Genomic DNA, 24975 nt, shown 5'->3' with positions numbered 1-24975 from the left:
GGAGACAGCGAAGCCGGCAGCCGAGGACCCGCCTGCCGAGGAGCAGGACAACATCCGATCTCAAGGAGCACAGATGCGTATTCGCCATGCCCTGGCGACGGTCGGCCTCAGCACCGCGCTCACCCTGGGGGTCGCGACGTACCCCGCGACCGCGGTCCAGGCCGGCGCGGCCAGCACGGCCAGCACGGCCAGCACGGTCGGCAACAAGATAGCCGCGCAGGCGCTCGGCCAGTACACCAGCACCAACGCCGAGGTGAAGAAGCGCAAGTTCGAGGGCGCGGCCAACGGCGTCAACGCCAAGAACAACTGCAACTTCTACACCGGCTTCTGGACCGACTCGCGCAACCGCCGCTTCGACGGCACGAGCGCCTCGCGCACCGGTACCAACCGCGCCACCTGCGGCACGAGCAAGGGCTACATGTATGTCAAGAAAGACAAGACCTGGGTCAAGACCTGGACCCCCGTGAAGTGGAAGTCCCGCGCCTGGTGCTCCGACTTCGCGAAGTACACCTGGTACTGGGGCGGCGCGAAGGTCACGGGGATCAACGCGTCCGCCGGTTCCTTCCGCAGCTACGGGCTCACCAACCACACCTGGCACTCTCGCGCCGACGTGGCCAAAAAGGGCGGCTACGTGCCCAAGAAGGGCGATGTCGTCAGCTACGACTGGGACAGGAACGGTGTCATCGACCACGTCGGTGTCCTCACCGCGTACAGCACCAAGTACAAGGCGTACTTCTCCGTCGAGGGCAACTCCAGCGAGAAGCTCAACTACAAGAACACCAAGCAGTCGGCGGTGGCGCCGTACGTCGTCGGCTACACCTCGCCCAAGCCGCTCTGACGGTGGCCGCGGAGCGGTGATCCGGTACGGGAAAGGGCCGCACCCCTTCGTCCTGCGAGGAGGTGCGGCCCACTGCCCTGCCGGATCGTCTACTTGCGGATCAGGCTGCGGAGCACGTACTGCATGATGCCGCCGTTGCGGTAGTAGTCCGCCTCACCGGGGGTGTCGATGCGGACGACCGCGTCGAACTCCACACCGGTGTCGGTGGTGACCTTGACCGTGCGCGGCGTGGTGCCGTTGTTCAGCTCGGTCACGCCGGTGAAGGAGAAGGTCTCCTCGCCGGTCAGGCCGAGGGCCTCGGCGCTCGCGCCCTCCGGGAACTGGAGCGGGAGGACGCCCATGCCGATGAGGTTCGAGCGGTGGATGCGCTCGTACGACTCGGCGATGACGGCCTTGACGCCGAGGAGCGCGGTGCCCTTGGCGGCCCAGTCGCGGGACGAGCCGGAGCCGTACTCCTTGCCCGCCAGGATGACCAGCGGGGTGCCGGCGGCCTGGTAGTTCTGCGAGGCGTCGTAGATGAACGACACGGGGGCATCGCCCGCAGACGCAGCCTGGGTGAAGTCGCGGGTGTAACCACCCTCGGTGCCCGGGGCGATCTGGTTGCGCAGGCGGATGTTCGCGAACGTGCCGCGAATCATGACCTCGTGGTTACCACGGCGCGAGCCGTAGGAGTTGAAGTCACGGCGCTCGACGCCGTGCTCCGTGAGGTACTTGCCGGCCGGGGTGTCGGCCTTGATCGCACCGGCCGGGGAGATGTGGTCGGTGGTGACCGAGTCGCCCAGCTTGGCGAGCACACGCGCACCGGCGATGTCGGCGACCGGGGTCGTCTCCATCGTCATGCCCTCGAAGTACGGGGGCTTGCGCACGTAGGTGGACTGCGGGTCCCACTCGAAGGTGTTGCCGGTCGGGATCGACAGCGCCTGCCACTGGGCGTCGCCCGCGAAGACGTCCTGGTAGGACTTGTTGAACATGTCCTCGCCGATGGAGTTGGCGACGACATCGTTCACCTCGGCCTCGGAGGGCCAGATGTCCGCGAGGTAGACCGGCTTGCCGTCCTGGTCGATGCCCAGGGCGTCCTTGGTGATGTCCACCTTCATCGAACCGGCGATGGCATACGCGACGACCAGCGGCGGGGACGCCAGGTAGTTCATCTTGACGTCGGGGTTGATCCGGCCCTCGAAGTTACGGTTGCCGGAGAGCACCGAGGTCACGGCCAGGTCGTGCTCGTTGACCGCCTTGGAGACCTCCTCCGGCAGCGGGCCGGAGTTGCCGATGCAGGTGGTGCAGCCGTAGCCGACGAGGTTGAAGCCGACCTTGTCGAGGTACGGGGTCAGGCCCGCCTTGTCGAAGTAGTCGGTGACGACCTTCGAGCCCGGGGCGAGGGTGGTCTTGACCCACGGCTTGCGGGTCAGGCCCTTCTCGACCGCCTTCTTCGCCACGAGCGCCGCGGCGACCATGACGTACGGGTTCGAGGTGTTGGTGCAGGAGGTGATCGCGGCGACGGTGACGGCGCCGTGGTCGATCTCATACGTCGTTCCGTCGGGGGCCGTGACCGTGGTCGGGCGCGACGGGACGCCGTTGTGGGCGGCCGGGGAGTCGGAGGCCGGGAAGGACTCCTTGCCCGACTCCTCGTCGTCCGAGACGTAGTTGCGCACGTCCTGGGCGAACTGCTCCTTGGCGTTCGCGAGGATGATGCGGTCCTGCGGGCGCTTCGGGCCGGCGATCGACGGGACGACCGTCGACAGGTCCAGCTCCAGCTTCTCGGAGAAGTCCGGCTCGGCGGCCGGGTCGAGCCAGAGGCCCTGCTCCTTGGCGTACGCCTCGACGAGCGCGACCTGCTGCTCGTCACGGCCGGTCAGGCGCAGGTACTTCAGCGTCTCGTCGTCGATCGGGAAGATCGCGGCGGTGGAGCCGAACTCCGGCGACATGTTGCCGATGGTGGCGCGGTTGGCGAGGGAGGTGGCGGCGACGCCCTCACCGTAGAACTCGACGAACTTGCCGACGACGCCGTGCTTGCGGAGCATCTCGGTGATGGTCAGCACGAGGTCGGTGGCGGTGGTGCCGGCCGGGAGCTCGCCGGTCAGCTTGAAGCCGACGACGCGCGGGATGAGCATGGAGACCGGCTGGCCGAGCATCGCGGCCTCGGCCTCGATGCCGCCGACGCCCCAGCCCAGCACACCGAGGCCGTTGACCATGGTGGTGTGCGAGTCGGTGCCGACGAGGGTGTCGGGGTACGCCTGGCCGCCGCGGACCATGACCGTACGGGCCAGGTGCTCGATGTTGACCTGGTGGACGATGCCGGTGCCCGGGGGGACGACCTTGAACTCGTCGAAGGCGGTCTGGCCCCAGCGCAGGAACTGGTAGCGCTCCTTGTTGCGGCCGTACTCCAGCTCGACGTTCTGCGCGAACGCGTCCTTGGTGCCGAACTTGTCGGCGATGACGGAGTGGTCGATGACCAGCTCGGCCGGGGCGAGGGGGTTGATCTTGGCCGGGTCACCACCCAGCTCCTTGACGGCCTCACGCATGGTGGCGAGGTCCACGACACACGGCACACCGGTGAAGTCCTGCATGATCACGCGGGCCGGCGTGAACTGGATCTCCTGGCTGGGCTGCGCCTGGGAGTCCCAGCCACCGAGCGCCCGGATGTGATCGGCGGTGATGTTCGCGCCGTCCTCGGTGCGGAGCAGGTTCTCCAGCAGCACCTTCAGGCTGTAAGGGAGGCGCGCGGAGCCCTCGACCTTGTCCAGCCTGAAGATCTCGTACGACTCGTCGCCCACGCGCAGCGTGCTGCGGGCGTCGAAGCTGTTCGCCGACACGACAGTCTCCTTCATCAATGTGCGCGTACTCCCCGCCGCGCCTCATTACGGCGGGCGCCGCGTGGTGCCGCCTACGGCCCCTCGACCATCCGCTGAGGCAAGGATTAGTTAGGTAACCCTTACCCGATGGCGGACTGCGGTGCGCCTTCGGCATATATCTCGATGTCGAGATAACTCTAGTACATCACCGTAGCGCGGTCATGTGCGGGCGCCGCTGTCCGCTGTCATCCAATCGAGGCGTTTGGCAGCGAACCCAGTCGTTCCGGCTTCCTTGCCAGCGAACCCAGTCGTACGAGGGGACGTACTGGGGGTGCTGGGTGGCTGTACCGGTCGGGGCAGATCTTGCGGAGCCGTACGTCGAGCTGTCGTACGGGGATGCAGCACGGGAGTGTCGGCGGCGTCCGCTGCTGGACTGCGTGACGGCTCGCTTCGAGCATCGGCATCCGGCCCCTGTGGCCGTCGGTCCCGCGAGTCGCCGGACCGGTCTTCACCGTGCGCCGCCCTCCGGGCGACAACCTGATGCTGCACGCGGCCGTCCACCGCGCGGAACCCGGCTCGGTCATCGTCGTGGAGGCGGGGGACGCGGACTACGCGCTCGCCGGAGGAAACGTCTGTGCCGTCGCCCAGCGCCGCGGGATCGCGGCGTTCGTGACCGACGGAGTGATCCGCGACCTCGCCGAGGTGCGCGAGATGGGTTTCCCCGTCTTCGCCAGGGGAGTCATCCCCATCCCGGGCACCAAGAAGGCCGTCCGGCCGCTCAATGCCCCGGTGCGGTGCGGTGGGGTGGCCGTCGCCCCCGGCGACATCGTGGTGGCCGACGAAGAGGGCGTCGTGGTCACACTCCGCGCCCGCCGGGAGGACGTACTGCGCGACGCCCGGAAGAAGTTGGCCAAGGAGGCCGGGGAAACCCTCGACGCGTGGGAGAAGGCTCATCGTGAGCGCATCGACGCGATCCTGGCCGAGGGCGGCTTCGAGGGCTGACCTGGGGAGCCGGGCTGAAGGCGGCTTCGAGGGCTGACCCGGGAAGCCGGGCCGAGGCTGGTGTACGTCCGCCCCGGACGGACGTACACCGCGCGCCTTCCCGACGAGCCCGGTGCACCATGGAACGCACGGCGCATCCGTGACCCGCACCCGTTCGTCACGCGATCGCGGCCGGACAACTGCCGCGCCTGCACACGGCCGTCACCCGAACGGCGTACCCCGCCCCAGGGCTCATCTCATATCTGAGATAGCCTTTCGTCATGTCAGACGATTACCTCGTACGCATCGGCAAGCTCATCCGTGACGCGCGTCAGCATCGTGGCTGGACACAGAGTCAGCTCGCCGAGGCGCTCGCCACCAGTCAGAGCGCGGTCAATCGCATCGAGCGCGGCAACCAGAACATCAGCCTTGAGATGATCGCGCGCATCGGTGAAGCACTCGACAGCGAGATCGTGTCGCTCGGCTACGCCGGGCCGATGCACCTGCGAGTGGTCGGCGGGCGCCGGCTCTCGGGCTCCATCGACGTCAAGACGAGCAAGAACGCGTGCGTGGCGCTGCTCTGCGCCTCACTGCTCAACAGGGGCCGTACGGTGCTGCGCCGCGTGGCCCGCATCGAGGAGGTCTACCGCCTCCTGGAGGTGCTGAACTCCATCGGCGTGCGGACCCGGTGGATCAACGAGGGGATCGATCTGGAGATCGTCCCGCCCGCCCGGCTCGACCTGGACGCCATCGACGCGGACGCCGCCCGTCGGACCCGTTCCATCATCATGTTCCTCGGCCCGCTGCTGCACCGGATGGACGCGTTCAAGCTTCCGTACGCGGGCGGCTGCGACCTCGGTACGCGGACGATCGAGCCGCACATGATCGCGCTGCGCCGGTTCGGGCTGGAGATCGCCGCGACCGAGGGGCTCTACCACGCGCAGATAGACCACTCGGTCACGCCCGACCGTCCCATCGTGCTCACCGAGCGCGGGGACACCGTGACCGAGAACGCACTGCTGGCCGCCGCCCGGCACGACGGCACGACCGTCATCCGTAACGCCTCCTCCAACTACATGGTCCAGGACCTCTGCTTCTTCCTGGAGGCACTGGGCATACGCGTGGACGGCATAGGCACGACCACACTGACCGTGCACGGCGTCCCGCACATAGATGTGGACGTCGACTACTCCCCCTCCGAAGACCCGGTCGAGGCGATGAGTCTGCTCGCCGCCGCCGTGGTGACGGAGTCCGAGCTGACGATCCGCCGGGTACCGATCGAGTTCCTGGAGATCGAGCTCGCGGTACTGGAAGAGATGGGCGTCGACTGCGACCGTACGACGGAGTACGCCGCCGACAACGGCCGTACCAGACTGGTCGACCTCACGGTCCGCCCCTCCAAACTGGAGGCGCCGATCGACAAGGTCCACCCCATGCCGTTCCCCGGGCTCAACATCGACAATGTGCCCTTCTTCGCGGCCATCGCCGCCTCGGCCCAGGGCCAGACCCTCATCCACGACTGGGTCTACGACAACCGGGCCATCTACCTCACCGACCTGAACCGCCTCGGCGGCAGGCTGCAACTCCTGGACCCGCACCGGGTACTCGTCGAGGGCCCCACCCGCTGGCGCGCCGCCGAGATGATGTGCCCGCCCGCGCTGCGGCCCGCCGTGGTCGTGCTGCTCGCCATGATGGCGGCGGAGGGCACGTCCGTACTGCGCAACGTGTACGTCATCAACCGCGGTTACGAGGAGCTGGCGGAGCGGCTCAACTCCGTGGGCGCGCAGATCGAGATCTTCCGGGACATCTGAAAGGCTTCGGAAACAACACCACTACACCCCTCCTGACCTGTGCATATGCGAGCCAGGAGGAGGTTCGGCTTCGCCTGTGGGACTTCTCAGGGACTTTTGGGCCGGGCCGGGAGACTGTCGATCTCAGGGGCTGGGGAGCGGATTGCCCGGCACCCCACGTGATGCGTCACCGGAAGGGCGGCGGCCTGAGTGACTCACAGACGAGCACAGGTCGGGGCGGGTTCCGGGCAGTTCGGCTCCTGGGCGTTCACCGAGCGGGCCCGCGCCGTCGTCCTCCTGCCTCACCCGAAGTGCCGGGCTCCGTGCAGCCAGGCGACCTTCTCGTACAGGTCCTCCTCGGTGAGCGAACCCAGCATCGCGTCGCGCTCACGGGCCCGCTCCCCCGCCGGGTGGTAGAGCCGCGTGCCCATGGCACGGGACAGGAGCTGGACGCGCGCGGTGCGCTCGCGTCGCGCGGCGTTGTACTCCCGCAGGCGGTGCGGCACCTGGTCGTCGGCCGCGTCTGCCAGGACGTCGCCGAGGACCACGGCGTCCTCCAGGGCCTGGCAGGCGCCCTGGGCCGCGTACTGCAGCATCGGGTGGGCGGCGTCGCCCATGAGCGCGGCCCTGCCGTCGGCCCAGGTCCCGACCGGGTCACGGTCACACAGCACCCATTGGCGCCACTGGTCACCGAGTTCCAGGAGGCGGCGGGCGTCCTCGCCCAGGCCGGGGAAGCTGTCCAGCACGACGGGGCGGGGGACGGGGCGGCCGGAGACCGGTTCGCGGGCGCGGTCGTCCAGGGTCGCCGCGAGGTTGAGGTACTCGCCGCCGCCGATGAGGTAGTGGACGACGTGCCAGTCGGGGCCCGCCCACAGGGTCACCGCGTTCTCGCGCAGCGCGGGCGGCACCCGCTCCACCGGGATCACCGAGCGGTAGATGGTGTGACCGCAGACCCGGGGTGCGCCGTCGCCCACGAGTTGGGCGCGGACCGTGGAGCGCAGGCCGTCGGCACCGATCAGGAGCCCGCCGGTGAAGGTGCGCCCGTCCTCAGTGGTCACGGTCACCCGCCCCGGGTCCTGGGTGTATCCGCGCACGGCGGCGCGGGTGACGAGGGCGATCGCCTGGTGCGACCGGCAGGCTGTCAGGAGCGGCGTGTGCAGGTCGCTGCGATGGACGACCGCGTACGGGTTGCCGAAGCGTTTCCGGTAGCGGGCGGTGACGGACATGCTGATCAGCATCCGGCCCGACGGCCCGTCCATCAGGCGCAGTTCGTCGACGAAGACGGCGCGGCGCCGCACGTGCGGGCCCACGCCCAGGAGGTTCAGGGCGTGGAAGCCGTTGGGCCCGATCTGGATGCCCGCCCCGAGTTCGGCGAAGGTGTCCTCGCGCTCGAGGACGGTGACGCGGTGTCCCGTGCGGGCGAGGGAGAGGGCGGTGGCGAGGCCGCCGATGCCGCCGCCCGCCACCAGTGCGTGGGTCATGACGCCGTCCTGACGCCCCGCCGCAGGGCATGGGCGAGCAGCGCGCCGAGGATGCGGGGCCCGTCCCGGGTGAGGACCGACTCGGCGTGGAACTGCGTCGAGGCGAATCCGGTGCCGCGCAGGGCGTGCACGTCGCCGCCGACCGGGTCCCTGCTGGCCTCGACCCGGCCGACGACGGGGTGGTCGAGGACGTCCTCGTCGCAGTGGGCCGCGTACGTGTTGTAGAAGCCGACGTGTTCACGGCGCCCGAACAGGTCGATCTCGCGTCGCACTCCTTGGTTCGGCACGGTCCGGCGCACCAGCGGCAGGCCGAGGAGCGCGCCGAGCACCTGGTGACTCAGGCACACGGCGAGGAAGGGGCGCCGCTCGGCGAGCAGCCGGGACGCCGTCGACCTGAGGTGGGTGATCTTCGGGTGGGTCTGTGCGGGGTCGCCGGGTCCCGGGCCGAGGACCACGGCGTCGTACGCCGTAACGTCGTACTCCTCGTCGAAGCGGCGCACACGGGTCTGCACCCCGAGCGACTGGATCTGACGGGCGAGCATGGCGGTGAAGGTGTCCTCGGCGTCGATGACGAGGACCCTGCGTCCCTCCAGCGGTGCGGGCGGCGGTTCCGCGTGCTCCTCCGGTTCGCCGAGCCAGAACCCGGCGACCTCGGCGTTGCGTCCGGCCAGCGCCGCCCGGACGTCGGGGTGGTTGGCGAAGCCGCTGGGTGCCGGGGCGGCGAGCGCGGCGAGCAGGCCCGCCGCCTTGGCCCGGGTCTCGCGGGCCTCGGCGGCCGGGTCGGAGTGGCGGACGAGCGTCGCGCCGACGCCGATGCGCAGGTGGCCGTCGGTCGTGATGTCGGCCGTACGGATCAGGATCGACGAGTCGAGGACGCGTCGGCCGGTGGCGTCGCGGCCGATGAGGGCGGCCACGCCGCTGTAGTAGCCGCGGCCGGTGGGTTCGTGACGGCGGATCACGCGGGCCGCGTTCTCCAGGGGCGACCCGGTGACCGTCGGCGCGAGCAGTGTCTCGCAGAGCATGTCCCGCACGTCGAGGCAGGTGTGGCCCTCGATGAGGTACTCGGTGTGCGCGAGGCGCGCCATCTCCCTGAGGCGGGGGCCGGTCAGGCGCACTCCGGAGGGGCACACCCGGCTCATCATCTTCAGTTCCTCGTCGACGACCATGTACAGCTCGTCGGTCTCCTTGCGGTCCGTGAGGAAGGACAGGACACCGTCGAGGGTGGGGCCGCCGGGCGGGTAGCAGTAGGTGCCGCTGATGGGGTTCATCACGGCGGTGCCGTCGCGCAGGCTGATGTGCCGCTCGGGGCTCGCGCCGACGAGGCAGCGGTCACCGGTGTGGATGAGGAACGTCCAGTAGGCGCCGTTCTCCCGTTCCAGCAGGCGGCGGTAGAAGGAGAGGGCGGCGGCGGTGGAGAAGCCCGGCAGCCAGGCGGTGAAGCTGCGCTTGATGACGAAGTTGGCGCCCTCGCCCGTGCCGATCTCCTCCGTTATCACGCGGCGCGCGAGGTCGGCGTACTCCTCGTCGGACAGGTCGAAGCCCTCGTGTTCGGTCTTGACCGGCTCGTCGGGCAGCCGGCGCAGCACCTCGCCCAGGGAGAGGGACCCTTGGGCCGTGACGGTCAGCGCGGTCAGGGGCGCCGCGTCGTCGTGGGCCGCGTAGCCGCGTTCGGTGATCTGGCGGTACGGAACGAGGGCCAGCAGCTCATGGCCTTCACCGGACTCCGGCGTCGTCGACAGGGGCAGGTCGGCGAGGGTGGCGTGGTGGCCGGGCCGGGCGAGCAGGACCTCCACCGTGTGCGCGCCCGTGGTCTGCGGGCGGTGCAGCAGGGCGAAGGCGGGTGCGGAACCGTCGAGTACGCGGTCGAGCGGATCGCGTTCCTCGCCGGTCACCGTGTCTCTCCGGCCGGTTCGGCTGCCGTGAGCGCCGCGCACAGGGCGGCCGTCGGAAGGACGCCCGCGCAGCAACCGGCCGCGTACTCCAGGGTCTGCCGGTGCTCGGCGGCGGAGAAGTCGGCGACGGCGTCGGCCACGAGGAACGGCTGGATGTCGTGGCTGAACGCGTCCAGGGCGGTCGCCAGTATCCCGACGTGCGCGTACACCCCGCATACCACGAGCTGGTCGCGGCCCGCTTCGCGCATCCGCCGCAGCAGGTCCGTACGGAAGAAGGCGCTGTAGCGCCACTTCGTGAACTCCCAGTCGTCCGGCTCGGGACGCAGCTCCGCGACGATCCCGCGGTGTGCGGCGTCGGTGCGCATGCCCGGCCCCCAGAAGTCCGCGAGCAGACCGCGCTCGGACCCGTTCATGCCGCCGGGCTGGGCGGTGAAGGCGACGGGCACCCCCGCGGCGGCGCACTGCCGGCGCAGCCGCACGATGTTGCGCAACAGCGGTGCGCGGGGCGGCGCGTCGCGCGCGAAGGGGTCGAGGAAGTACTCCTGCATGTCGTGGATGAGCAGCACAGCGCGGCGCGGGTCGGCCTGCCAGTCGACGGCAGGGGCCGGCAGCTCGTCGGGGAGCGGCAGCGGGTACGGCGCGATGGGCGGGATCCCGGACATGTCAGGGTCGGTCCTTTCGTACGGCCGCGGTGGGCGGCGGGTCACGTCGCGGCGCCGAGGGTCGCTCCGCCGTCGACGGTGAGCGTCTGCATCGTGACGTGCCCGGCCTCGTCCGAGAGCAGGTAGCCGACCGCGTGGGCGATGTCGCGCGGGTGGGCCACCTTGCCGAGTGGGATCCCCACCTTGTACGTGTCCGGGCTCCCGGCGACGCACACGGCGGTCGCGGTGCCGTCGGGGTGCATGCCGCGCAGCATGGGAGTGTCGGTGGAGCCGGGGGCGACTACGTTGCAGCGGATGTTGTACCGGGCGACCTCCAGGCCCAGGCACTTGGTGTAGGCGGTGGCCGCGGCCTTGGACGCTGCGTAGGCGGCCATCCCCGTGCGGGCGGTGCCGGCCGCGTTGGAGGTGACGGTCACCAGGGCTCCCCGGCCGCGCGGGATCATGCGGTGGACGACCGCGCGGGACATGAGGAAGACGCCCGTGCTGTTGACGGCGAAGGTGGCGTCCCAGTCCCGCTCGTCGAGCCGGTGGGCCGCGCCGACACGCAGCACCCCGGCGGTGTTCACCAGCGCTTCCACCGGGCCGAGTTCGCGTTCGACGCCGTCCACCAGGGCTTCGACGGCGGCGGACGAGGTGACGTCGGCCGGGCGGGCGTGGACGGCGAGTCCGTCGGCGGTCAGCTTCGACACCCGCTCGGTCAGCCGCCGCGGGTCGAGGTCCACGGCGACGACCGTGTCCCCCCGTTCGGCCAGCAGCCGGGCGACCGCCACGCCGATGCCCCCGGCCGCCCCGGTCACCAGGACGGTTCTGGACGTCATACGGATCACCTCCGCCGGCGGCGCCGGGTCAGGGTACGGACGGCCGCGGCGACCGGCAGGAGGGCCCGGCGCAGCGTGCGGGCGAGGGCCGGGCTGATGTCGCCGATGGGGTCGATCCGTACGGGTGAGAGGTCGGGGCGGGCGGCCGCGCGTACCGATTCGGCGGCGGTCAGGCCGGAGCGCACGGCGCCTTCCATGCCGGCCACGCCGGGTGGCGCGGCGCAGAAGTCGCCCGCGATGTGCAGGTTCTTCAGGGTGGTGGTGCTCAGGGGCCGGTAGCGGCCGAGACCGGGGCCGGGGGCGAAGAACGGGGCGGTGAAGTGCGGCTGGTAGCAGACGTGCTCGATGTCGGTCCAGGTCAAGTCCGGCAGGTAGGTGCTGAGTTCGTCCACCAGAATCTTGACGGCCTCGTCCTGCGGCAGGCCGGCGAGACGGGAGACCCGGCCGACGACACAGTTGAGGACGGTGCGGTGATGCCCCTCGAAGGCCTGGCCGATGTCGAGGAGCGTGATGGCGTGCGGCGATCCGACCAGGCGGATGTGCTCGTCGGGCAGCCGCGGCAGGCGGCGGCGCAGGTAGAGGTGGAGCGCGCCGAGCGGGCGTGAGGTCAACTCGTCGACCCCGTACGGCGGTTGGAGGGACCCGGTGATGTCGGTGCCGAGGGTGGAAAGCTGTCCGTGCGGCACGGCGAGGACGACGTGGCCGGTGACGTCCTCGGTCACCGTGGCGCCGTCGGCCGTGTTCCGCAGCGTCAGGCTCCTGACCCGGCCGACGTCCATGGACACACCGACGAGCTCCCGGCCGGCGCGCACCTCGACGCCGTCCGCCTCCAGACGCCGCCGGAAGGGCTCGATCAGCCACTGGTGGAGGTCGCCCCTGGGCATCAGGACCCGCCCCGGATGGCGGGCGAACGCGGCGATGCTGCCGCGGAATCCCGACGCCGACACCGCGGGGCTCTCCGCCGCGCTGGAGGCGACGAAGAGATGCTCGATGTCGGCGATCGCCGCGTCGGTCAGGTACCACCTGCTGTGCAGGAAGTCGTGCAGGGATTCGTCGCGCGCCCCGTACTCCTGGGACAGGAGGTCGAGGACGCCGTAGCCGAACAGCAGCCGGTCCGCGGCGGGGGTCACCGCTGTGCGGAAGACGGGGAACTCGCCCGGCAGCAACTGGTGGAAGTGCTGGGTCGCCCGCAGATTGCCGCGCAGGCCGAGGTCGTCGAGGAGCCGCAGCGTGTTGCGGTACCAGGCCGGGAAGATGTGCACACCGTGGTCCTCGACCCTGCCGTCGATGACCTTCGAGCCCGCCATGCCGCCCAGTTCCTGGTCGGCCTCCAGCAGTCGTACCGGCAGGCCGAGTCCGCGCAGGGTCCAGGCCGCCGTCATCCCGGCGAGCCCGCCGCCCACCACGGTGACGGTGCCCATCACCGCTCCCGCGCGGCGAGGGCGGCCCGGTACGCCGACAGGGCCATCACCGGGTAGATGAGGCGCAGCAGGCTGTCGCGCCAGTACAGGCCGTCGTGGTGCACCACCCAGGTGTGCCAGGGTTCGGCCCAGTCGCCGTCGGGCTGTTGGGTGCGGGTCAGGAAGTCCACGCCCGCGCGCACCGGAGCGCTGTCGTCGCGGCCGGCCGCGACGAGCGCGAGCAGCGCCCAGGCCGTCTGGGAGGGGGTGCTCGCGCCCCGGCCGATCCACTCGGGCTGGTGCAGGGCGCGGATGTCCTCGCCCCAGCCGCCGTCGTCCTGCTGGTGCGCGGTGATCCAGTCGCAGGCACGGGAGATCGCCGGGTCGTCGCCGGGGACGCCGCAGGCGGTCATGCCGGTGACGGCGGCACTCGTGCCGTGCAGGTGGAAGCAGGCCCACCAGCCGGGCCAGGAGCCGTCGGCGTGCTGGTTGCGGCGCAGCCAGTGGATGCCGCGCCGGGCGGCCGGGGTGCCCGCCCGGCCGTCGGCGCCGAGCGCCTCGAGGACGTGCCCGGTGATGTCGGCGGAGGGCGCTTCGAGGAAGCCGATGGCCGCGAGCTTGTCGCGTCCGGGCAGCCGCCAGCGCAGCGGTTCGAAGGCCGCCCAGCCGCCGTCGTCGCCCTGCTGGGACAGCAGCCACCGGTGGGCGCGCTCACAGGCGGCGTCCACGGCGCGATCGCTGCCGCGCGGGTGGATCCGGCGCAGCGCGGCCATCGCCCAGGCGGTGTCGTCGGCGTCGGGGTTGGCGTTGTTGGTGAATTCGTACGGCCAGCCGCCCGCGACCGGGTCCGGGGTCAGCACCGCCCAGTCGCCCAGCTCGGTGACCTGGTTGTCGAGCAGCCAGCGCACCGCCGGTTCGGTGGCCGCCTTCGCCTCGGGGCCGCCGGCCATGACGTTCGCGGACAGCCCAAGGGCGGTGTCCATGACCACGGAGGTCCACATCTCGATGCGGCGCTGCCCGTCCTTGTCGACGACGTACCGGTCGAGGCCCGCCATCGCGGCCCGCAGGACCGAGTGGTCCTGGGGGCAGCCGACGGCTGTCAGACCCATGACGACGTTGGCGGTCTGCGGCCAGTTGCCGCCCCAGCTCCCGTCCGTCTCCTGGGTCTTCATCAGCCAGCGGGACGCCTTGCGGATCGCGCGGCGGCGCAGCGGGCCGATGGGGTGACGGCCGTAGAGGTGGCTGAGGGTGGTCGCGGCGCGCACCGCGAGGGAGCGCGGCAGGCGACGCCGGTCCGGCTCGGCGAACAGCTCCCGGATCTCGAATCCGGCCGGGACCACCGGGCGTTCGGCCATGAACAGGCTGTTGGCGACGACGATGCCGCGGGCCGCGGCCCCGAACTGGTAGATGTTCCCGGGGAACGAGCTGGGCAGCAGGACGATCTCCGGCGGGACCAGCGGGATGTCCCGCCACGGCCACAGGCCGATCAGGGCCAGCCACGCCAGCATGATGAGGTTGTCGACGGACTCGATGCCGCCGGCCGCCCGGATGGAGGCGGCCGCGGCCCGCAGTTCGGGTTCGTCCGCCGCGTGTCCGGCCAGGCGCAGGGCCACGTAGCAGAACACGGACAGCAGCAGCTCGTCGGGCCCGGCGTGGTAGGAGGCCCAGCCGCCCGTCGGTGTCTGTTCGGCGAGGATGGTGCGGGCGGCGGCGGCCACGGTCTCGTCCACCGGCAGCCGCAGGTAGTGCCGGAGGATGACCTCGCCCGACTCGCCGATCAGGCTGGTCTCGAAGTCTCCTTTCCAGTACCCCGAGGGGTCCTGGCGGGCACGCAGGGCGTCGGCGGCCAGAGCCAGGGAGCGCTCGGTGCTCGCCGCGAACTCGGTGGCCTCACTGGTCGTCATCGCTGCCTGCCTCTCGTCGGTGTGCGGTGGCCGGGTGGGGCAACCTCGGTGCCGCGGCCGCGCGCGGCGGCGATCTTCAACTGGCGTACGTACATGAAGGCGCAGAAGCTCGCGACCAGGGCCAGGGCGGGCGCGCCGACGATGTACGCCCACACGTGCGCGATCCCGTGCCGCCGGCCCTCGACGATCATGAACACGGCCAGCGCGGCCCAGACGAGGACCAGGTCGGCGTAGACGAACACGGTGGCCGCGTTGACCGTGGCGTCCCGCAGGAAGTTCCTGACGATGCCGAGCGGCCCGGCGTCGAATTCCCGCACCACGAAGGCCACGGCCTGGACGCCCATGACGAGGCCCCCGCCGAGCGCGAAGAGCCCGTAGGCCAGGCACAGGGCGCGGTCCTGACCGCTCAGGTCACTCGGTGGCATGGCGGTGCCCTCCCTCGGGCCGGTCGAAGCGGTAGTCGTCGAGGTCGAAGTGACGGGCCCGCCAGGCGGCCTCGTACGTGGCGGCGGGGCGGACGGCCGGCGCGTCGCCGTACCGGTCGAAGTAGTAGCTGTTCGCGCCGCGGCAACTGTCGTGCGCGAACACGGTGTTCGGCTGGCGTCGCAGCACCCGGCGGAAGGACCTGTCGTGCTTCTCGGGTCGGACGACGGCCTGGGTGGCGCCCCGGCGACGGGCCTCGGTGATCACCCGGAGGATGTGGGTGACCTGGTAGTCGATCATGCCGAACCAGGATCCGCCGGTGAAGGAGTAGGGCCCGACGATGAACCACAGGTTCGGGAAGCCCTTGACCGAGGTGCCCTCGTAGGTCTGGAAGCGTTCGATGCGCCAGAACTCCGCCAGGTCGCGGCCGCCGAGCCCGTGCAGCGGGAAGGGCGGCAGGTTGTCCAGCACATGGAATCCGGTGGCGAGGATCAGCACGTCGAGCTTGTACTCGTCGCCGTCGGCCGTGGTCACGCCGGTCTCGGTGACCCGGGTGACGGGTTCGGTGACGAGGCTGACGTTGTCGCGGGTGAACGCGCGCCAGTAGCCCTTGCCGAACGAGGGGCGTTTGCAGCCCAGGCGGTGGCGCGGGGTCAGCCGGGCCATCAAATCGCGGTCGCCGCGGACCTGGCTGCGCAGATACAGCCGGGACACGGCCTCGCCCGCCTGGACCAGGAAGGGGAAACGCCGGTAGTGGATCATGGCGATGACGAAGCCGAGCTCGGTGACCGTGTCCGTGACCTGACGGACGGTGCGCTGGGTCCAGGGCGCCGCCGCGAACACCTTGCGCACCGCGCGCGGTATCGGCACGTCGGGCTTCGGGAAGATCCAGTTGGGGGTGCGCTGGAAGACGTGCAGCCGGTCCGCCGACGGGGCGATCTCCGGGAGGAGCTGGATCGCGGAGGCGCCGGTGCCCAGGATGCCGACCCGCCGCCCGGCCAGCTCGACGGACGGGTCCCAGCGGGCGGTGTGCACGAAGTCGCCCGCGAAGCGGTGCAGTCCTTCGATGTCCGGCATCTTCGGCCGGGTGAGCCATCCGGTGGCGCACACGACGAAGCGGCCGGTGACCGTGGTGCCGTCCGCGAGGTCGACCCGCCACAGGTGCGCTGCCTCGTCGTACACCGCCCGTTCGACCGTGGCCCCGAGCCGGATCCGCGCGCGCAGACCGTACTTGTCGACGCACCGGTCCGCGTACGCCTTGAGCTCCGCGCCCACCGGGAAGGCCCGCGACCACGACGGGTTCGGTTCGAAGGAGTACGAGTACGAGAAAGCACTGATGTCCACCGCGACGCCCGGATAGCGGTTGGCGTGCCAGGAGCCGCCGATGTCTTCCTGCGCTTCGAGGAGAAGGAAGTCCTCGATCCCGGCGCGCCGCAGCCCGATCGCGGTACCGATTCCGGAGAACCCGGCGCCGATGACGAGCACCTCGTGCTGCGGTGCACTGCTCTCCCGCTCGCCCTCGTTCACAGCGCCACTCCGATCGTGAGCAGCGCACCGAAAACGAGCAGCAGCACACAGGTGCGTTCGAGGACCGGGATCAGGTCACGGCCACGGGCACCCGCCCGCACCCGGCGCACCGGCAGGACGGCGGCCGGCACGGCGCCGAGGACGAGCAGGACCCACGGGCGGGCCGGGGCCAGCAGCAGCGCGCAGACGAAGGAAGCGGCGATCAGGGCCAGGTAGTAGTGACGGGTACGCCGGTCGCCCAGCCGGACCGCGACGGTGATCTTGCCCGCGGCGGTGTCGGTGGGGATGTCCCGCAGGTTGTTCGTGGTCAGCAGGGCACAGGCGAGCAGCCCGATGGGCACGGACGCGCCGAGCGCGAGCAGCGGTATCCACTCGAGCTGGATGTACGCGGTGGCGCACACGGCGATGACACCGTGGAAGACGAAGATGCTGATGTCGCCGAGCGACCGGTAGCCGTACGGGCGTGCGCCTCCTGTGTAGAACCAGCCGCCCAGCGCACACACCACCGCGAGGGCGAGCAGCCACCACGAGACGGTGACGGCCAGGGCGAGGGCGCTGAGCACGGCGACGCCGTACAGGGCGATTCCCGAGCGCAGCACGCGACGGGGTGAGGCCTGTCCCGATCCGACCAGCCGGACGGGCCCCACACGCTGGTCGTCGGCGCCGCGCACCCCGTCGCTGTAGTCGTTGAAGAAATTGGTGCCTAGGACGAAGCCCAGGGCGAACAGCAGGGTGAGTGCGGCCCGCCATCCGCTGAGGCTGCCGTGCGAGGCGGCGACGGCGCTGCCCACCGCGACCGGCGCGAGGGTGACCGGCAGCGTCTTGAGGCGGGCGCCCACGATCCACGCACGCAGGGCGCCGATGGCCGGCTCCTGGGAGCGTGTCAGCATTTGCGTCCAACCCCCATGTACAGCACGCCGGTTGACCGAGTAGGAATCATGCGGACCTCCTCACGTCGTCCGACCAGATAGCGCAGTCCGTCCCGGACGTGGGGGCGCAGGCCGGTGAGTCGCAGGGCCACGCCGTGGGCGTGGGCGGTGGCGACGAGCCGCCGCCGGTCGACGAAGAGCCGGTGGTCGTGGGTGCCGCGGGGCGGTTTGCCGGGCAGTGGCAGGTTCTCGGCGACGCCGATGGCCAGCACGCGGGCGAGCACGGTGGTCGCGATGGTGTCGACGATCAGTATCCCGCCGGGCCGCAGCACCCTGCAGGCCTCCTCGACCACGCGGAACGGGTCGAGTACGTGCTCGAGGCACTGCCCGGCCGTGACGACGTCGAACGACGCGTCAGCGAAGGGGAGCCGGCCGATGTCCGCCTGGGCGACCGTGTCGAATCCGTGGCCGAGCGCCTCGCGCAACGAGCGGGCCGACAGGTCGACCCCGACCACCTGGTACCCCTTGCCGGTCAAGTGCGGCCCGAACAGCCCTCCCCCGCAGGCCACGTCGAGCAGCCACGCCCCCTCGCGCGCGGCGCGCGGAACATGGGCGGCGCGCGCACGGGCGATCCAGCCGAGCGGAGCGAGAGGCCCCCGCGGGTCCCACCAGGCATCGGCGAGTGAGTCGTAATCGGTGATGAAGTCGCTGCGGATTCCCGGCACAAGCACCCTCCCTCACGGAGCCGTGGGCAGGACGTGAAGTGCCGGATGCTGGGTCGCGAACACGTCGATGAGATCACGCAGGCATTGCCGCACCACGGGCGCCCTTCGCATGGTCGCCGGATGTGTTTCGACGACATGCAGCGCATCCGCGATATACCGTTGCGCCAATTCGGCGGTTCGGCCGATCGCGCCGCATTCCTGCACCACGGCGACAATCCTGCGGCATTGTTCGTCGGAGATCGGGAGATCGTTCAGGAGCGGCAGTACCAGGTCGGGAACGTCTTTTACCGCATAGATCACCGGAAGGGTGTAGACGCCGTTCACAATGTCTTTGGCCTGCTGTTTCCCGGTTTCCTCGCTGCAGATGTCGAGAATGTCGTCCCAGATCTGGAACGCCATGCCGAGGTGGTGCCCGAACCGTTCCAGCGCCGCCCGGGCGTCGTCCGACGCCTCCGACTGGAGTGCGCCCATGACCGCGGCCGTGCGCAGCAGGCGCGCGGTCTTGCCCGAGACGGCGGCGAGGTAGTCCTCCTCCGTGCGCTGCGCATCGTGCAGTTGGCTGGACTCCAGCATCTGCCCGACGCAGACGTCGATCAGCGTGTCGGCCATGGCCTGCACCCGCGTCATGCCCAGGGAAGCGGCGACCTGCATACAGCGCGCGAGGAGGTAGTCGCCGGCCAGCAGGGCGAGCGCGTCGCCGTACACGGCGTTCGTACTGGGCCTGCCGCGCCGCAGCGCCGCGTCGTCGATCAGGTCGTCGTGGCAGAGCGTGGCGATGTGAAGCGTCTCCACGACGGCGGCCGCCTCGATGACGCGCTGTTGCCCGACGGTGTCCCGTTCGCCCTCCGGCAGATCCTCCAGCAGATAGGAGGAGAGCAGGACAAGCGTGGGCCTCAGCAGCCGGCCCGGCTTCTCCACGGCGTACCGGATCGGTTCCCTGATTCGGCCCTGCGGGGGAATCACCAATGATCTCAGCGATTCCCGTACCCGGGCCAGGTCCTCCTGAAGGCGCTCCTGAACCCGGGATATTTCCTCACGGTTTGGATTCTGGTTCGGGTGCGCCGTCGGAACTGAAGTTCTCTTCATTCGCATGCCTTCCCCCGTGACCAGTCGAAGGTGACCCACAGGCTAGGATCCGTCAACTCGCCGACACCAGAACGCAATTGATTAATTATCGAAGGAAAGCGGAGTTTCCACCTCCACTCTCACTCATCGAACAGCGGAACCCGGCATTTCGTGGCGAAGTTCCGGCCCGCCCGCACACACCGTGACCCGGCCCACGCACGACATGTGATCCAGATCACATGTGCCACCTCGGGGTGACATGCCAAAGAAGCGTCCGCGCCCGGATGCGGCATGGACGGTGCCTCCCGCCCTCCTTACAGTCCACGTGCTGGCCCCGTGCGACCTCAAGCGGCCGAGAAACACAAGGAGTTGGTGACATGAACAGCGTTTCCACGGTGCCCCGGGCCCCCGGCGCCCGGCCTCTGGTGGGGCATCTGCCGGCCTTCCTGCGCTCACCCCTGGCGTTCCTGCGCACCCTGCCCGCACACGGCCCCGTGGTGGAGATCCGGTTTGCCCGCATGCCCATCGTGGTGGTGTGCGACCCCGAACTGACGCGCTCCGTGCTGGTCCAGGACCGGGTCTTCGACAAGGGCGGCCCGCTCTTCGAGCGCCTGCGCGAAGCGGGCGGCCAGGGCCTCGCCACCTGCCCCGCGGCCGAACACCGCCGACAGCGCCGCCTGATGCAACCCGCCTTCCACCAGGCCAGGTTCCCCGACTACGCCCGCATCATCACGCAGCGGATCGACACCGTCGTGGGCGGCTGGCACGACGGCCAGGTGCTCGACCTGGGCGTCACCTCGCGCAGCCTGACCGCCGACATCGTGCTGTCCTCGGTCTTCGGCACCCGCCTGGACCCGGCACTCCACGCACGCCTGGCGGCGGACTTCGACACGCTCATGGCCGGCTTCACCCGGCACACCCTGCTGCCGAAACCGCTGCGCAAGGTGCGCACACCAGGCAACGTCCGCTACCTGCGGGCCACCGAACGCGTCCGCCGGTCGATGACACAACTCACCACCGAGCGCCGCCGACGCGCCGACGCCGAAGGTCCCGAAGGTCCCGAAGGTCCCGAAGGCGCGACCCTCCTGTCGATGCTGATGGCCGCCCGCGACCCGGACAGCGACACTCCCGCCCTCACGGACGACGAACTCGTGGACCAGGCCGTGACCATGTACTCGGCCGGTACGGAAACCACGGCCGGCGCGGTGAACTGGAGCCTGCGCCTCAGCGCCACGCACCCCGACGTGCACCGGCGCCTCACGGACGAGGTCACCTCCGTCCTCGGCGGCCGCACGGCCCGCTGGGAGGATCTGCCCCACCTCACCTACACGCGGCAGGTGTTCACCGAGGCGCTGCGCATGTACCCGCCCGGCTGGTTCCTGACGCGCCAGACCGAGAAGGACACCGAACTGGGCCCGTACGCCCTGCCCCGCGGCACGACCCTCGCGTACAGCCCGTATCTCATCAGCCACCTGCCCGAGCTCTACCCGGACCCGCTGCGCTTCGACCCCGACCGCTGGGACGCCCAGGACTCCAAGCCCCGGGTCCCGTTCACGGTGTTCGGCGGCGGAGCCCGCAAGTGCATCGGGGACGAGTTCTCGATGATGGAGGGCGTCATGCTGCTGGCGTCCCTGCTCAGCCACTGGGACATCACCCTGCTGGACACGCGCCTCACCCAGCCCCGCCTTCCCCAGCTCACCCTCAATCCCGGCAGGCTGAGGGTCGCGCTCACCGCACCCATGCGGTCGGCGACGAGCGCGACGTGAGGTGAGGCCGTGCGGCGCGTACTCCCACGGGAGTACGCGCCGCACGGGGTCACCTCCGGGAGTACCCGCACATCCCTCCGCGGCCTGAGGAATTCGCTCTCTTCCCTGAGCGAGACCGAGACCTCCCCACTAAGATTGACAGCTAGCCTGCGCGTTTCGCTTGCGGCGGTGTCCGGATCTTGGGCGGAAACACGAAAGTGCCTCCTGAGCTGAAATGACGAGGCTTGTCCAGGGCTTCTGTCACCACAGCAAAAAGACACTTTCTGCGTGCACACCACCGGGTCGCCGTCGAGTCCCGTGCCGCGGAATCAGGCCGCGCGGCTGTCGGTGCCCGTCGCGGTCAGGCACCCGAAGGCGTAGGCCGCCGACATGAGCGTCATGTGGTGGTGCCAGCCGGGGTAGGAGCGGCCCTCGAAGTCCGCGAGGCCGAAGTGGTCCCGCAGTCGGCGCACCGTGGCGCGGGTCCGGTCGGCGGTGTCCGCGAGGGCGAGGACGTCCACGGGCTGGTGGTACGTGAGATCGGTGAGGAAGTACCTCGGAGCGCGGTGCTCCCTGGCCGGGTGCTCGACGATCACCCTGCAGGGGCGCCGCCGTCCGGTCGACGTTCCGACGGCCAGCCGGACGACACAGGTCCACACCCGCGAGGGTCCGTGCCCGGGCGCCCCCGCCACGACACCCGCGCCGCTCTCGGGTAACTCGGGGGCACCACGTAGAAGTTGTCGCGCAAAGACCGGCCCTCGGTTACCGGCCGGCGGATGCAGGACGGTGTCGCCGGAGATCTGCGCGACGAACCCCGTCCCGAGCGCGGCGACCCCGGACAGGAACATGGCGTCGTGCGGAACCCGGGTGAGATCGACGACGACCGGGATTCCCCTGCGGCGGGTGGCGCGCGTCCGGGCCCGTACGAGATCGAGAGCGCAGGCTCCCTCCGCGGGCGTGACCTCGTCCTCGGCGATGCGGGCCGCGGCGCGCCACGCCCCGTCGCTCTGCCACCGCCCCGGCAGCACCAGGCGCCAGTCGACCGGGACGCAGAGCTCGGCCGATGCCAGGAACAGGCCGATCCCCAACTGGCAGTTGACCCCGCCGTCGGTGCCGGCGGCCGCCCGCCGGTGCACGCCGGCCGAGTGCTCGCCGCGCTTGGGTATCGCCGCCACCTCCAGGCCCCATACCGTGGTCGCGCGGCGCTGCTCGACCCACTCGGCGAGCGCGTGCCGCACCGGCCGCCAGTCCCAGGGGCTGACGTTGACGAACTGTTGCAGGGCTTGCGAGGTGTGCGGGGAGTCGGAGACCGCGGCCGCCATCCGCCGCAGCGACTTCTTGCCCGGGGTCGTCAGCAGGCCCGTCACGTACTCGCGGGAGCGGTTGCGCTGGTCCGTCCGCGACAGGTTGCCGAAGAGACGGTCGACGAACTCCGACAGCAGTTCATCACAGTGGTCCGAGATTTCACGGTGGCGCTGGACGGCGATATCGCTCACGTCTGATCCCCCTGTTTGCTCTCACCCCTGATAGCTGCAATAACATAGAGAGCACTCTCTTTGTACGTCCAGGTAGTGCACCGAAGCCGCGCTACTTCGGCGAGTCGCCGCCGGGTCGTCGCCAACTCATATACGTCTTAGGCAAGTTGCCCTGTCTTCTCTCGTCGGAAGGCCTCAGGATGCGGGGTTGACGAGCCGGGGCAGGCCAGATGCACGGACGTCCGGCCCGGAAGGAGAGGGTGCATGACCGGGCAGGCGCGAGCGGCACGGACACGACATCACCTGGTGCACAACGCGGCGACCGAGATCGCGAGCCGCGGTTACGACGGCACGTCGTTCGCCCGCGTCTGCGGGGCCGCCGGGGTCACGATGGGAGCGCTCACCTTCCACTTCCCCACCAAGGCGTTGCTCGGGCAGGCCGTGTGCGCCGCCGGAATCGAGGCGACCCGCACGGCGGTCGAGGAGGCCGACCGGCGGGCCGACTCCGCGTTGCAGTCCGTCGGCGGCATCGTCCGCGCGCTGGCCGAGCTGCTCGGCTCCCGCCCCGAGGTGCGGGCCACGGCACGCCTGTCCCGCGAACAGCCCTCCCTCAGGGTGAACTGGCGAACCTACTGGTTTCCCCTGATACACACACGCCTGCAACAGGCGAAGGAGCGCGATCAGCTCCGCCCCGACACCCGGCCGGAAACGGCCGCGCTCCTCGTGGCCAGCCTGGTCGCCGGTCTCGAGGCGGGGCTGCTGCCACAGCCCGGCGAGGTCCTGCTGCTGCCACCCGCACCGCAGGAGCCCCTGGCCGAGCTGTGGCAGCTCGCCCTGCGCGGCATCGGCGCCGTTCCCGACCGCACCGCGGACGTCTCCTGACCGCGCTCCGGCGGTTGCAGGCCGCGACTGCGTCGAGCCGGACCTGCGGTTCCGGCCCGGTCGCCGCGCCTCCCTCCGCGTGAGATGCCGCGCGGTCTTCCGCAGCGCGCCGGTGTTGCCCAGCGCCTCCTCCGCGCGCTCCACGAACGCCTCGTCCGGCATCCGGCGGCCCAGCTCCACCGATTCCACGGTGTGTTTGGAGTACTGGACGGGCTCACCGGACAGGGGGAGCCCACGGGCCGGTCGGCGGCCGCTGCCTGCTACCCCGGAGACTGTCATCGAGAGGGCGCTACATGGGCTTTCAGGACGATTGGCGACGAGGGCCTCGATTGCAGCCGAGCGGTTGATCTGCGGTTTCGGCGCGACGCCGACAAGCACGGCCCTATCCGGCCGAGTCGCTGCAGCCACGCCGCAGATCTGCCCGATTCGAGTGGGATTCGGGGCACCGCCACAGCGTCATGAACTATGCCAAGAATCCATGTAACGCTTCCTAATGTTGTTGTCAAGCGATCGTGGTCACTGGGGGTGTGATCTCGTAGCACCGTCGGTCACGGATCAAGGCCCACATGACGTTGACGCGTCGGCGGGCGAGGGCGAGCACGGCTTGGACGTGTTTCTTCCCCTCGGCGCGTTTGCGGTCGTAGAACTTCCGGGAGTTGGGGTCGCAGCGGACGCTGACGAGTGCGGAGGTGTAGAAGACGCGCTGGAGACGTCGGTGGTAGGTGAGCGGTCGGTGGAGGTTGCCGCTGACCTTGCCCGAGTCGCGGGGTGCGGGGGCGACACCGGCGAAGGCCGCCAGGGCGTCCGGGGAGCCGAAGTCGTCCAGGCTGCCGCCGACGGCGGCGACGAACTCTGCACCGAGCACAGCGCCGATGCCCGGGACGCTCAGGACGATGTCGGCGAGTTCGTGCTCGCGAAACCGGCCCTCGATGAGCTTGTCCATCTCGGAGATCTGCTCGTTGAGGGCCATCACCTCCTCTGCCAGGGTGTGGACCAGCTTCGCGATGGTCTTCTCCCGGGGACAGCTGTGTGCTGGCGCTCGGCGGCCTCAACTGCCGTTTCAGCAAGGGAGCTTGCGTTTCGGACCTTGCGGTTGGCCAGCCACCTGGTCAGCCGCGCGGCCCCGGCGCGGCGGATCGCGGCCGCAGTCTGGTAGCCCGTCAGCAGTTTGAGCGGGCCGGTGTTGGTCACGTCCAGAGCCCGTTCCAGGGCCGGGAACATGCTCAACAGGGTGCCGCGCAGGCGGTTCACCACGCGGGTGCGGTCCTCGACCAGGTCTGCGCGGCGGCCGGTCAGCAGCCGCAGTTCAAGGGCGGCCTCGTCTCCGGGGCGGATGGGCCGCAGGTCTCGGCGCATCCTGGCCTGGTCGGCGATCACGTAGGCGTCGCGGGCATCGGTCTTGCCCTCGCCGCGGTAACCGTCGGACGCCCGGTTCACCAGGCGGCCAGGGATGTAGAGGACCTCCTGGCCGTGGTTGACCAGCAGGGCCAGCAGCAGCGCGGGTTCCCCGCCGGTCATGTCGATCGCCCAGGTGACCTCGTGGCCGTCGGCGAGGTCGAGGACGTCACCGATCAGCTTCAGCAGCTCGGGCTCATCGTTGGCGACACGCCGCGACAGCAGCGTCTTGCCGTCGGCATCCAGTGCGAGACCGTGATGGTGACCCTTCCCGCTGTCGATCCCCGCCCATATCCGGCTCATCATGC

The 24975-nt window shown here is 70.4% G+C and carries 17 protein-coding genes and 3 pseudogenes; 5 read left to right on the top strand and 15 right to left on the bottom strand.

Going from position 1 to position 24975, the window contains the following annotated elements; all coding sequences use genetic code 11:
• The first annotated feature begins 73 nt into the window (after positions 1 to 73).
• A complete protein-coding gene (locus tag OH735_RS29235; RefSeq protein WP_406384623.1) occupies positions 74 to 838 on the top strand; it encodes a hypothetical protein in 765 nt (254 codons plus the stop codon).
• Positions 839 to 927: 89 nt separating this feature from the next.
• On the opposite strand, the gene acnA is transcribed toward OH735_RS29235, so the two are convergent.
• Entirely contained in the window at positions 928 to 3654 is a 2727-nt protein-coding gene (gene acnA / locus OH735_RS29230) for an aconitate hydratase AcnA (RefSeq protein WP_406384621.1), read from the bottom strand.
• A gap of 435 nt (positions 3655 to 4089) precedes the next feature.
• Between acnA and OH735_RS29225 the strand changes: the two are divergent.
• A pseudogene (locus tag OH735_RS29225) lies at positions 4090 to 4635 on the top strand (RraA family protein); the annotation flags it as partial.
• Positions 4636 to 4895: 260 nt separating this feature from the next.
• Positions 4896 to 6425, top strand: a complete 1530-nt coding sequence (locus OH735_RS29220) for a helix-turn-helix domain-containing protein (RefSeq protein WP_406384620.1) — start codon at positions 4896 to 4898, stop codon at positions 6423 to 6425.
• Between the two features lie 281 nt (positions 6426 to 6706).
• Here the strand turns inward: OH735_RS29220 and OH735_RS29215 are convergent, their stop codons facing one another.
• Genes OH735_RS29215 through OH735_RS29165 form a run of 11 tightly spaced genes read right to left on the bottom strand, consistent with a single transcriptional unit; the run spans position 6707 to position 19191 of the window.
• Positions 6707 to 7885: a 3-hydroxybenzoate 6-monooxygenase gene (locus OH735_RS29215; RefSeq protein WP_406384618.1), complete on the bottom strand. Its 1179-nt coding sequence runs from the start codon at positions 7883 to 7885 to the stop codon at positions 6707 to 6709.
• Positions 7882 to 9777, bottom strand: a complete 1896-nt coding sequence (locus OH735_RS29210; protein WP_406384617.1) for an anthranilate synthase family protein — start codon at positions 9775 to 9777, stop codon at positions 7882 to 7884. The genes OH735_RS29215 and OH735_RS29210 overlap by 4 nt, the downstream gene beginning before the upstream one ends.
• Complete coding sequence (locus OH735_RS29205; RefSeq protein WP_406384616.1) at positions 9774 to 10439, bottom strand: isochorismatase family protein; 666 nt, start codon at positions 10437 to 10439, stop codon at positions 9774 to 9776. Before OH735_RS29205 ends, OH735_RS29210 begins: the two co-directional genes overlap by 4 nt.
• Positions 10440 to 10480: 41 nt before the next feature.
• Complete coding sequence (locus OH735_RS29200; protein ID WP_406384615.1) at positions 10481 to 11257, bottom strand: 2,3-dihydro-2,3-dihydroxybenzoate dehydrogenase; 777 nt, start codon at positions 11255 to 11257, stop codon at positions 10481 to 10483.
• Between the two features lie 5 nt (positions 11258 to 11262).
• Positions 11263 to 12678 (bottom strand): FAD-dependent oxidoreductase, encoded by a 1416-nt coding sequence (locus OH735_RS29195; protein ID WP_406384613.1) that lies wholly within the window; start codon positions 12676 to 12678, stop codon positions 11263 to 11265.
• A complete protein-coding gene (gene shc / locus OH735_RS29190) occupies positions 12678 to 14561 on the bottom strand; it encodes a squalene--hopene cyclase (RefSeq protein WP_406384612.1) in 1884 nt (627 codons plus the stop codon). Before shc ends, OH735_RS29195 begins: the two co-directional genes overlap by 1 nt.
• Positions 14558 to 14986: a DUF2834 domain-containing protein gene (locus tag OH735_RS29185; protein WP_406384611.1), complete on the bottom strand. Its 429-nt coding sequence runs from the start codon at positions 14984 to 14986 to the stop codon at positions 14558 to 14560. Before OH735_RS29185 ends, shc begins: the two co-directional genes overlap by 4 nt.
• Complete coding sequence (locus OH735_RS29180; protein ID WP_406384609.1) at positions 14973 to 16511, bottom strand: flavin-containing monooxygenase; 1539 nt, start codon at positions 16509 to 16511, stop codon at positions 14973 to 14975. The genes OH735_RS29185 and OH735_RS29180 overlap by 14 nt, the downstream gene beginning before the upstream one ends.
• Positions 16508 to 17401 (bottom strand): 1,4-dihydroxy-2-naphthoate polyprenyltransferase, encoded by an 894-nt coding sequence (locus OH735_RS29175; RefSeq protein WP_406384608.1) that lies wholly within the window; start codon positions 17399 to 17401, stop codon positions 16508 to 16510. The genes OH735_RS29180 and OH735_RS29175 overlap by 4 nt, the downstream gene beginning before the upstream one ends.
• Positions 17395 to 18105 carry a methyltransferase domain-containing protein gene (locus OH735_RS29170; protein WP_406384607.1) on the bottom strand — a complete coding sequence of 237 codons (711 nt, stop codon included), beginning with the start codon at positions 18103 to 18105 and terminating at the stop codon, positions 17395 to 17397. Before OH735_RS29170 ends, OH735_RS29175 begins: the two co-directional genes overlap by 7 nt.
• Positions 18106 to 18117: 12 nt before the next feature.
• Positions 18118 to 19191, bottom strand: a complete 1074-nt coding sequence (locus tag OH735_RS29165; protein WP_406384606.1) for a polyprenyl synthetase family protein — start codon at positions 19189 to 19191, stop codon at positions 18118 to 18120.
• 356 nt (positions 19192 to 19547) lie between these two features.
• On the opposite strand from OH735_RS29165, the gene OH735_RS29160 reads away from it, so the two are divergent.
• Positions 19548 to 20936, top strand: coding sequence for a cytochrome P450 (locus OH735_RS29160; RefSeq protein ID WP_406384604.1), 1389 nt, complete (start codon positions 19548 to 19550; stop codon positions 20934 to 20936).
• Positions 20937 to 21244: 308 nt separating this feature from the next.
• Here OH735_RS29160 and OH735_RS29155 read toward each other — a convergent pair whose 3' ends face one another.
• Positions 21245 to 22411 carry an IS701 family transposase gene (locus OH735_RS29155; RefSeq protein WP_406384602.1) on the bottom strand — a complete coding sequence of 389 codons (1167 nt, stop codon included), beginning with the start codon at positions 22409 to 22411 and terminating at the stop codon, positions 21245 to 21247.
• 243 nt (positions 22412 to 22654) lie between these two features.
• Here OH735_RS29155 and OH735_RS29150 point away from each other — a divergent pair, with 243 nt between their 5' ends.
• Positions 22655 to 23272, top strand: coding sequence for a TetR family transcriptional regulator (locus OH735_RS29150; RefSeq protein ID WP_406384601.1), 618 nt, complete (start codon positions 22655 to 22657; stop codon positions 23270 to 23272).
• A 66-nt stretch (positions 23273 to 23338) separates the two neighbouring features.
• Here the strand turns inward: OH735_RS29150 and OH735_RS29145 are convergent.
• Positions 23339 to 23482, bottom strand: a pseudogene (locus OH735_RS29145) (transcriptional regulator); the annotation flags it as partial.
• A gap of 292 nt (positions 23483 to 23774) precedes the next feature.
• Positions 23775 to 24970: pseudogene (locus OH735_RS29140) on the bottom strand (IS110 family transposase).
• Positions 24971 to 24975 lie beyond the last annotated feature (5 nt).

The sequence above is a fragment of the Streptomyces sp. NBC_01618 genome, from assembly GCF_045209435.1.
Classification (GTDB): domain Bacteria; phylum Actinomycetota; class Actinomycetes; order Streptomycetales; family Streptomycetaceae; genus Streptomyces.
The sequence above is the reverse complement of the archived record's forward strand: the minus strand, read 5'-3'. Positions and strand labels throughout refer to the sequence as shown.